At 51.8% G+C, this 9,673-nt stretch carries 8 protein-coding genes; 1 reads left to right on the top strand and 7 read right to left on the bottom strand.

Translation table 11 applies throughout. From position 1 onward, the window contains the following. A partial coding sequence (locus N0M98_RS31395; protein WP_259620237.1) for an IS3 family transposase occupies window positions 1-93 on the top strand: 93 nt, incomplete at its 5' end. 77 nt (window positions 94-170) lie between these two features. Here the strand turns inward: N0M98_RS31395 and N0M98_RS31390 are convergent. The 7 genes from N0M98_RS31390 to N0M98_RS31360 all read right to left on the bottom strand — a co-directional run bounded on the left by N0M98_RS31390 (window position 171) and on the right by N0M98_RS31360 (window position 9,628). Further along, window positions 171-857 (bottom strand): SOS response-associated peptidase, encoded by a 687-nt coding sequence (locus tag N0M98_RS31390; RefSeq protein WP_249866190.1) that lies wholly within the window; start codon window positions 855-857, stop codon window positions 171-173. After that, on the bottom strand, window positions 857-1,954 hold the full coding sequence (locus N0M98_RS31385; protein ID WP_259620234.1) for an HD-GYP domain-containing protein: 1,098 nt from the start codon (window positions 1,952-1,954) through the stop codon (window positions 857-859). Before N0M98_RS31385 ends, N0M98_RS31390 begins: the two co-directional genes overlap by 1 nt. A 319-nt stretch (window positions 1,955-2,273) precedes the next feature. Further along, complete coding sequence (gene ytfJ, locus N0M98_RS31380) at window positions 2,274-2,750, bottom strand: GerW family sporulation protein (RefSeq protein WP_249864168.1); 477 nt, start codon at window positions 2,748-2,750, stop codon at window positions 2,274-2,276. 194 nt (window positions 2,751-2,944) lie between these two features. Then, window positions 2,945-4,480, bottom strand: coding sequence for a sulfatase family protein (locus N0M98_RS31375; RefSeq protein ID WP_259620233.1), 1,536 nt, complete (start codon window positions 4,478-4,480; stop codon window positions 2,945-2,947). Between the two features lie 80 nt (window positions 4,481-4,560). Next, entirely contained in the window at window positions 4,561-6,105 is a 1,545-nt protein-coding gene (locus tag N0M98_RS31370; RefSeq protein WP_249864170.1) for a type 2 periplasmic-binding domain-containing protein, read from the bottom strand. A gap of 215 nt (window positions 6,106-6,320) precedes the next feature. After that, entirely contained in the window at window positions 6,321-8,678 is a 2,358-nt protein-coding gene (locus tag N0M98_RS31365) for an AraC family transcriptional regulator (protein ID WP_259620232.1), read from the bottom strand. Between the two features lie 80 nt (window positions 8,679-8,758). Continuing rightward, window positions 8,759-9,628 carry a carbohydrate ABC transporter permease gene (locus N0M98_RS31360; protein ID WP_249864172.1) on the bottom strand — a complete coding sequence of 290 codons (870 nt, stop codon included), beginning with the start codon at window positions 9,626-9,628 and terminating at the stop codon, window positions 8,759-8,761. Between the last annotated feature and the right edge of the window lie 45 nt (window positions 9,629-9,673).

Below are 9,673 nucleotides of genomic sequence, written 5' to 3'. Positions count from 1 at the left end.
TATATCGATTACTACAATCACAAACGGATTAAGGCAAAATTAAAGGGTATGAGCCCGGTTCAATACCGGATTCACACCCTAAAGGCTGCTTAAACTTTATAGTGTCTAACTTTTTGGGGTCACTTCATTCCTCATAGGTTATCGAGTTAGCTCATAGCAAAAAAATACGTTTAAAGCAGCGTGCGCATAGGTTCTATGCAGTCCGGTGCGTCATAGCGCGAATTGCCGACCCTCGCATCCACTTCATAGGACGTCATCTTATCGGCCGGATAAGGCGTTAGCAGAGGCAGCAGCGGGCGTACATCGGCAACGGTTCTGTCAAGCCAGATCTTTTCGGCTTCCCGCGGCAGGATGACGGGCATCCGGTCATGCACGCCGGCGACGACCTCGTTCGGCGACGTTGTGATGATCGTACAAGTATGAAGCTTGCCGCCGCTCGGATCGACCCACGTATCGTACAGCGCAGCCATGCCGAACGGGGAGCGGTCCTTCATGACGAAGCGGACGGGCTGTTTCGCTCCATTGCCCGTTTTCCTCCACTCATAGAAACCGTCGGCCGGAATTAAACACCGCTTGCGCATGAGCAGCCGCTGAAATCCGGGCTTCTCGCCGACCGTCTCCGCACGCAAATTGATCGGCTTGGGACCGCCGCCCGCTTCTTTCGTCCAGCCGGGCACGAGTCCCCAGCGCAGCTCTCCCAACCTTCCCGGCGCTCCCTCGCCGCCTCCGAGGATCGCCGGAATCCACTGTCCGGGAGCTACGTTATAACGCGGGCCGTAACTTGCCGGACCGCTGCCCAGCAAAAAATGGAGCATCAGCTCCTCCAGCGAAACGGTTATGGTGTAACGGCCGCACATCAGCTTGTCCCCCATTCATCCACTTTGCTTACAAAAACAGTCAGCTTTTCGGACAAATCGATCTCGTACAGCTGAGTCAGCTTCCTTCCGTCCGCCTCTTCCAGCACGCGAACCGTCGGCCTTTGCGGAACCGCCGGATTGATGCGAACGACGACGCCTTTTTCCCCGGTGCTTAAGGTGACGGTAAGTCCCAGCGGATAGATCGCTACATTATCTCTGAACAAAGCGACCTTCTTATGCTCGTAAAGGGTACCCACTCCGGCAAACAATACTTCCATCGCCTGATGCGGCAGCATCGCCAGCCGATGCGGACGATGCGTCGTCATCGAATCGTAGCTGTCGACGATAGCGATCCATTTGGCATATTCGTGAATCTCATTGTCTTTGATTCCCCGGGGATAACCGCTGCCGTCCAGCCGCTCATGATGCTGAAAGGCGCAATGCGCCGCCAGCAGCGGAATATTCGGCTCGTCCTTCAGCAGCTTGAAGCCGAATTCGGCGTGCTTCTGCACCTCCGCCTTTTCTTCGGCCGACAGAGGGCCCGCTTTTTTTATAATATCGGGGTTAATTTTCGTTTTCCCGATATCGTGCAGCAGCCCGCCGAGCCCGATCGTCGCGAGCTCGTCGCGGCCGTAGCCGTACGCCATGCCGAGCATGGTGGCGTATATGCACACGTTCAACGAATGCTGATACAAGTAGTTGTTAAGCACGTTCATATTCAACAGCATGATCAGCGGACTTTCCCGCGAATCCAAATCGTCCATAATCATCTTCATCACGTTGCCGAACGCCTTGCCCATAAACTGGCTTTTGGAAAATTTGGCCTTGCCGCTGCTCTCGACTACCATTTTGAAATGATTGCGAATTTCTGACAGCGCCTTGATACGGGTTTCAGCGGAAATAGGCTCTTCTATGACCACGTCCGCCGTCGCTTCGTCTTCGATGTATAAAAAATCAATGCCCAGCTGCTGCAGCCGATTGATCAGCGTTTGCGATAACTGGGCATGCTCCTTTAATAAAATGATGCCCTCTTCGTTAAAAATACATTTCCCCAGCTTCATGCCGGGAACGCAGGAACGCGTGGGAATTAACCGCACAAAAATACCTCTTTCGTCGTAGGCTTTAGCTTAAATATAAAAGAAAGCCAGGCAAAGAGCAACTATTTTGCACGCAAGGAACAAATCCCCCAAAAGTGACGTGATGCTCTGAAGCTTATTCCGTTCGCATCCAGGCTAAGCTGGATCGGCGTCTAACCATTACTCTGGGATCGTTCTATGGTTAGACATTCCTTTCGGGGGAGCCCCCGGATATCCACAGGACTGCGCATCATTTCCTAAATAACAAAGAAAGCCGCCCGGAAGAGCGGGCGGCCGAAAGGTAAGATGAATCCGGTGCAGAAGCGGGGACGCTCCTGCTTTAAACGATAAAGTTTTGATTCTCGATATTATTGGTGACATGCGCTCCGTTGGCCGGATTCTCTGCGCCCGGCTTGGAGTTTTTCATCATGCTCTGAATCCGGTCAACGACCGTCGGAGCGGAATCGATCAACCGTTCAAGCAAATGGGTTTGATTATCGAGCGGCACAATCTTGACGCCATGCTTGCCTACAACGAGGAAGGCGATCGGCGTAATGGACACCCCGCCGCCGCTGCCGCCGCCGAACGGAAGAGATACTTGGGCGTTCATCGAGTCGTTCTTATGCGTCCCGGACCCTTCTTCGCCGGAAAATTCGCTGCCCCCCGCCGCAAAGCCAAAACCGACTTTGGAAATAGGCATAATGACGCTGCCGTCGGGAGTTTCCACCGGATCTCCTACGATCGTATTGACATCGACCATTTCCTTAATGTTTTCCATGGCGACTTTCATTAAGCCTTCGATAGGATGTGCTGTCATATTTCCTCCTCCGTTTCGTGTAACTGTGAAAAGCATAAGGATTCCTTTTGCATCATTAGCTTTTCCCCTAACGAAAGAAGCTATGTATCCATACCGAAATTGCTGCGCATCACTTCCTAAACAAAAAAAACGGGCGTTCATCGAAACCAGAGGCTTCGTAAACGTCCCGGTGCAGGCAGCATCCATATAATCGCTTATTGAGCGGCGTTCTCCAATGCTTCCAGGCCGTGCCGATCGTAGAAAAACGGCCCTTTCGCCCAAACGCATGCCAAATGCATCAGCAGCTCGGCCGTCATCCGTTCCCGGATCGCCGAATACGCTTCATCGTCATATAAATTATTCCATTCATTAGGATCATCCGTCAAATGATACAGCTCGCCCTGAAACCGATCCACGCGGCCGATGGCGTCCTCGATGGCTCCCGGCAAATACATGATCAGCTTCCACTCTTTTTTGCGCCACATAAGAGACGGCGCCGAATGAATGGACAGCTTGTTCGAATATCCTTTGCCGTGGAACTCGCAGAACGTTCCCGCCCGCTGTCTCGCTCCCAGCAAATCCAGCCCCGGCAGCTGCGGATTGCGAGGCAATCCGGCTACTTCGGCAAGCGTCGGCACCAGATCGACCAGCTCGGCCGGGCGCTCGTCTATCGTTCCGCGCAGTGGTTCGGGAATATACGAGCCCGACAAAATCATCGGCACTCGGACGCTGCTGTCATACAGACAATATTTGCTGAATCGGTAAGCCCGTTCTCCCAGCATCTCTCCGTGATCGGATACGAATACGATCAGTGCGTTATCCAGTCTGCCTTGGCTCTCCAGCTTCTCCAGCGCCCGCCTGAAATAATGGTCGAGCCAGGAGCAGTTCGCCCAGTACCGCAGCGTCGTGCGCTTCCTCTCTTCCGGCGTCATCTCGCTCCACACTTGCTTTTTCTCCAAATACTGCTGCCGGCTCGACTCGCTCACTTCATCGGTTGCAGCCAGGTGAGTGCCGTTTTCGTCCTCCCATGGCGGCTGGGGAATATCCGGAATATCGTTGATGTCGTATAAGTCCTCGAATTGTTTGGGTACATTAAATCCTGCATGGGGCTTCAAAAACGATAAATACAAAAATAACGGCCGCTGCGGGTCAAGCCCCTCGTCAAGAAACTCGAGACACTGCTCGGCTACCCAGCCGTCGCGGTGAAGATGCATGGGCAGCTCGCTCGTGCAGCCGATATACCCGTTCGCATTTTCTTCTCCGCCTCCATAGGATTTCGTCTCTTCATAATATTGCCTGAGCCCTTTGGGCTCCACGTCGCCCATCATAACGGCGCCCTCTTCATAATGCCCGCTGTCTCTGGCCAGTCCGACCGCCCGGACTTCGAACCCTCGGGCCGACGGATTGTCCGTCTTCAGCCCGTGATTCCAATGCGTCTTGCCGAAGCCCGCCGTCTGATAACCAGCCTTTCTCATTAATTCGGGCAGCGGGTCGCTCGGCAGCAGCTTCTCGTCGTAAAATCCTCCATGGTTCGTTCTCACTCCCAGTTGGGAAGGGTAATAGCCGAACATCATCGAGCTGCGGCTCGGCACGCACATCGGAGCCTGGCAAACCGCCTGGCTGTATACGATGCCCCTCTCCGCAAGCTTGTCGAGCGTCGGCGTTTTAATATGCGAATTGAACTTGCCGATACAATCCCAGCGCTGCTGGTCGGTCATAAAAAATATAATATTCGGTTTGGACGTTTCCATATCTTCCTCTCCCCTGTTCCGGCAGCAATGAAAACCAGCACCCTCGGCATGTCTGCCAAGGATGCCGGTTGTTCCCGGTATTATTTTCCTATGCGTTTGTTATAAGCATCGGTCATTTCCTGAGTCATTTTCACAACGTTCGGATCGTTTTTCATTTTGTTCACATAATCGTCCCACGCTGTGATCGGAGCGGCGCCGAGCAAAATTTTCGTTTTCAAATCGGTCATATTTTTAATGAATTCCGGCAAAAACTGCTGGGCCGTCGGCGAGTACAAGCCCGTCGAAATGTCTGCTACGCTGTTTTTCGTACGCTCGTCTTGAATTTTGGCATACAGCTCATTCGCTTCTTTGGAGAAGAAGTTTTTCGTCGAGCTCGCGTAAGGGTCGGCGACATAAACAATTTGGTTGAACTCCGGACCGTGATGTTCGGATAGCGCCTTCGAATCGACGACCTTCACGCCGTCCTTCACGACATGATCGACCCCTTCAAAACCGTAAGTTTGAATATCGAACACATCGTCGTTCATCCATGTATCGACCATCTTCAGAATCTGTTTCATTTTTGCCTCAGGCACCGTCTTAGGAATAGCGAGCGTGCCCGCAAAGCCCGGTCCCTTCGGATTGTAATTGTTGATGGAAGTCAAAGGATAGAAATCGGTATCTTTGAACGTCGGCGTAATTTTGTTGATGTCCGGATAATAGTTTTGCATCGTACCGGCTTTTTCCGCGATCATTCCGGCCTTGCCCGCTTTGAACAAATCGCTGACTTGCGTACCCTTCATGGATGCAAAATCTTCAGGAATCAGCTTTTCTTTTACCAGCTTGCTCATAAATTCAATAGCTTGCTTCTCTTCGGGAAGGAATGCGGCGAATACCATTTTTCCGTCCACATATTTCCAGTTCCCGTTCACGCCTGTGAAGGAATTTTCGATATGGCCCAAAGAACCCATCGGTGCTGCGGAGTTGCTCGGATCGATATTGGCGGTAAACGGAATCGTATCGTTTTTACCGTTTTTGTCCGGATCTTTTTCTGCAAACGCCTTCAGAACCGTGTACAATTCATCGGTCGTTGTCGGCGGTTTCATGCCGAGCGCATCCAGCCAATCCTTACGGATAATGAAGAAGGAATCGGCTTCGGACGGACGAGGACGCGGAATCGAATAATTTTTGCCGTCCTCCATTTTCGTCAAATCCCATGCGGTTTTGGATATTTTGCTCGAAAGATTCGGATAATCTTTTACCAGATCGGTAATATCCCAGAATCCGCCCTGCTGCACCATCGTACGGAATACAGGAGAGAACGGATCGTTAATATAGATCAAATCCGGAATATCTCCCGAGGCCAAGGTCACGTTCAGCTTGTCGGGATAGCTGTTACCCGAAACCCACTGAATGTTCATCTTGGAATTGGTCGCCTTCTCGATGGCCTGCTTAATCGGATTGTCGTCCGGCGGCGGTGTAGGAGTTAATAGAATCGTCATAATACTTACGTTAAGCACGTCATTTGCCTTGCCGCTTTGATTGCCCGCGGATTTGGATTCGCTGCCGCCTCCGCAAGCCGACAATAATCCGCTTAGCAGCATGATTGTCGATAAACTTAGCGCAACTTTTTTCTTTCTCTTCATAATCTTGTGACTCCTCCTTTTGATGGCTGATGCTGATCTGATGCTGATTCGTGTTGATGTAAAGCGCTTGCTGTGACTCCACTGTAAGACAAGGGGCGTCTTCGCACAATCAGACTTTCTTGCAGCCGCCAAAATCGGGCTTTAAGACTTTGTTGCAGGACCAGTAGTAAACGGAAAACGCGCGTTTTCCAGCAGAATACGCGCGTTTCCCCCGTTCATCGTTCCCTGATCCTTTCCCTGAATTGGCTCGGCGTCACGCCTTCGTATTTTTTGAAAATCCGGTTAAAATAGCTCTGCTGATAGCCTACCCGCTCTGCGATCTCCGTAATTTTCAATTCGCTTTCGCGCAGCAGCTGTTTGGCTTTGGCAAGCCGGATATTGGTCAAGTAGTCGATAAAATTGAGTCCCGCGATTTGCTTGAAGGCGCGGCTCAGCGTATATGGACTCGTGCCGAAATGGTCGGCGCACGAATCAAGCGATACATCCGTCATAAACCGTTCGTTCAAATAGAGCATCACTTGCTCGACCATTTGCTTAAGATGAAAATCCTGTTTGCTGATCAGCTCCTGCACGAACGTCCCGATCACTTTATGCTTGAACCATGTCAGCATTTCCTCCGGCCCCTGCTGCATGCTCAAATGGTCGAACAAATTCGCCCCTTCGAACAGCTGCACCGGGTTCAAGCCGGATTGCACCATGGCGTTCAATATGCTGCCCAGCAGCTGCAGCATCCCCTGCCTGATGACCAGTTCGGTAGAGCCTGCCTTCGAAAGCTCCCGCAAAAACTGCTCGATCAGCTCAGCCGCTTCCTCCTCGGAGCCGAGGCGGATCGAATGAATAATTTCTTTTTCCAGCGCAAAAGGATACGTAAATTGACGCTGCGAGTCGGCCTTGTTCAGCTGTTCCAGATCGATAATCGGGTTCTCCTCGGATAATTCGCGGTAACTGAGCGCCTGCCTTGCTTCGTCGAATAAATAAGGAATCTGCTTCATATGCGGCGTCGGCTCGCTGACCGAAACGATCATTTGCAGCTTGAGCGTCCGGTCCACCGCCGAAACCAGCTCCTGCAAAAACTCAAGCAGCCCGGCCCGCACTTGTTTGGGGGAACGATCTTGCGGTTGGAACAAAAGCATTCCTATCGTCAAGTCGTGAAAATTGACAATTTCCGCTTCGATTCCCCAACTTTCCTTCAATTCTTCGACAATATTCGCAACCGCGAACGCAACAAGCCCTTCATCATCCGATGAAAAGCGCCCTTCATGCCCGGAAAGCCCTCTTACCTGCAGCAGAGCCGCAATAAACAGCCGGTTTTCGGTATTTCTGCCGAAATGCTGAAGCCGGTCGCGAATATCGCGCTCCGAATACGAGAACAAATATCCTTGAACCAGCTGCAGCATGTACCCTTCGCGGACAAGCGGCATTTGCTGGCTCAATGTGTTGCGCAGCGACTCGCTCTCGCTCATGAGCGATTTCCAGTGATTAGTGATAAGCTCAAACTCGTCTTTATGATCGGACCGGGCCGACAGCCCTTCTTCGTCATCGGCAAGAAGCCCGATCAAGCGGCCGACCGGCGTATACAAACGATACGTGCCGAGCCAGGAGAGCGTGAGCGCCAGCAGCAACCCGGCCAAGCTGATAACTAGAATGATCTTGGAGATGAACAACACCGGCGACGTAATCGCCGTAACAGGCGCTGCAGACAAATAAGTCCAGGTACTGCCGAGCCGCGGGAATGATCCGGAAGAAACGGAATACGTGATTTTGTCGTGCGTAAACAGAAATGAGCTCTCTTGGCCCTCGCGCTTCTCGTACTCCTGCTTCAAGGCGTAATCCAGCTCGGATGGCTTGCCGCCGCCGGTGATAAGCCAGCTCCCCGTGTCCGCCATCAGAATGGACGACCCTTCGTCATAAGGGGTGAGCGTCCGGAGCAGCTTGCTCAGCTTGCTTTCGTCCAGCGAAGCGACCAGGACGCCGAACGGCTCCGGACTGCCGCCGGGGAATTTGGTCACCAGATTCAGGTTGAATTTCCCGTCGCTGTCTTCCGGCGAGCCGGCCGACGCATCCGTCCAAAATATCGTTTTCGGCTGTTTCAAGTAATTGGCATACTTCTTAATCTGATCCGGATTCAAATAAACGTACTTTTCCTTATCCATGACAAACGGCCGGGGCTGGTTCAAAAAAAACTCGGCCTTCTCAATCAACGGATGAGAGCCCTCGATGACGACCATCGTCCGGTAAAGCTCCTGCACTCTGTCGTACTTGTCGGTAAAATTGATGTCCTTTAGCTTTTGATCGAACTTCGGATCGAAGGACCAATGGGAGAAGGTCATCTCCAGGAAGGAGAGCTGATCGTCTATGTTCTCGGCGCGCTGCTTGATCTGGTTCTGATGCAGCCGCTGCAGCTCGCCCTCGATTTTACCGGTGGTAAGCCAGTATATGCCTGCCCCCGTAATTAATCCGGGAATGCAGGCAATCAGCAAAATCATCATCAAGCTTCTGCGGTAAAAGCTGTGCTTGCGGCCGTAAATTTTCTTTCCCGCCGTCAGCCAGCGTAGCTTCGTCTTCTGGTACATCTGCACACCTCCATAGGAGTTATCACACTGCTTGAGAGTGGTTAACTTCTACGAAGGTGTGATAAATCCCTTTATTCAATCTACCCCTTAACCGAGCCAACCATGCCTCCTTTGGCAAAATGCTTCTGCAGGAACGGGTAAATGGCCAGGATCGGAGCGGTAGCGATAATAACGGCGGCCATTTGCAGAGTCGTCGACGGAGGCGCTTGCGCCGCTGTAGAAGAGATCATCAAATCGCTGTTATTGGCGCTCAGCAGCATATTTTGCAGCATTACCTGAATCGGCCATTTGGCCGCATCGTTCAAATAAAGCAGCGCATTGAAATATTGGTTCCAATAGCCGACCGCGTAAAATAATCCGAAGGCCGCGAGCGACGGCAGAGACAGCGGTAAAATAATCCGGAAAAAGGTAGCGATATCGCTGCTTCCGTCAATTGCCGCCGATTCTTCCAGTTCCACCGGAAGGCTGTCAAAAAAGCTTTTCATCAAGATAATGTTCCAACCGCTCGCCAGAGAAGGAATAATCAAAGCCCATACGCTGTTAATGAGTCCGAACTGGCGTACGATCATATAGTTCGGAATAATGCCGGGGCTGAACAAGATCGTGATCAAGATCAGCAGCATGAAAATTTTGCGGCCTCTAAGACGCTTGCGCGACAAGGCATACGCAATTCCCGCAGTAACGACCAAGCTGAGAGCCGTCCCTACCGTCGCCAGAAAACCGCTGTTGCCGATCGAGCGGATAAACGATTTGGAAGACAGCATGTACTCATACGAAGCGAGAGACCAATGCTTCGGCAGCAGCACGAAAGGCTTTTGCAAAAATTCCGAAGGCTCTGTAAAAGAAACGACAATAACGTAATACAGCGGGAAGAAAGTAATGGCGCCAATGATCGCGAGCAATGCAAGATTGGTTATATTGATGACACGGTCGCCCATGTTCTCTCTCATACGGATTCACCCCTGAACCTATTATGGTGCCGGCCGAAGCCGGTA

It is taken from the genome of Paenibacillus doosanensis (genome assembly GCF_025060755.1).
In the GTDB taxonomy this organism is placed as follows: Bacteria; Bacillota; Bacilli; order Paenibacillales; family NBRC-103111; genus Paenibacillus_S; species Paenibacillus_S doosanensis.
The sequence above is the reverse complement of the archived record's forward strand: the minus strand, read 5'-3'. Positions and strand labels throughout refer to the sequence as shown.

Coding starts and splice junctions, on each gene's coding strand:
- N0M98_RS31375 (WP_259620233.1), bottom strand. CDS start 4,480: ATGGAAACGTCCAAACCGAATATTATATTTTTTATGACCGACCAGCAG.
- ytfJ (WP_249864168.1), bottom strand. CDS start 2,750: ATGACAGCACATCCTATCGAAGGCTTAATGAAAGTCGCCATGGAAAAC.
- N0M98_RS31365 (WP_259620232.1), bottom strand. CDS start 8,678: ATGTACCAGAAGACGAAGCTACGCTGGCTGACGGCGGGAAAGAAAATT.
- N0M98_RS31370 (WP_249864170.1), bottom strand. CDS start 6,105: ATGAAGAGAAAGAAAAAAGTTGCGCTAAGTTTATCGACAATCATGCTG.
- N0M98_RS31390 (WP_249866190.1), bottom strand. CDS start 857: ATGTGCGGCCGTTACACCATAACCGTTTCGCTGGAGGAGCTGATGCTC.
- N0M98_RS31360 (WP_249864172.1), bottom strand. CDS start 9,628: ATGAGAGAGAACATGGGCGACCGTGTCATCAATATAACCAATCTTGCA.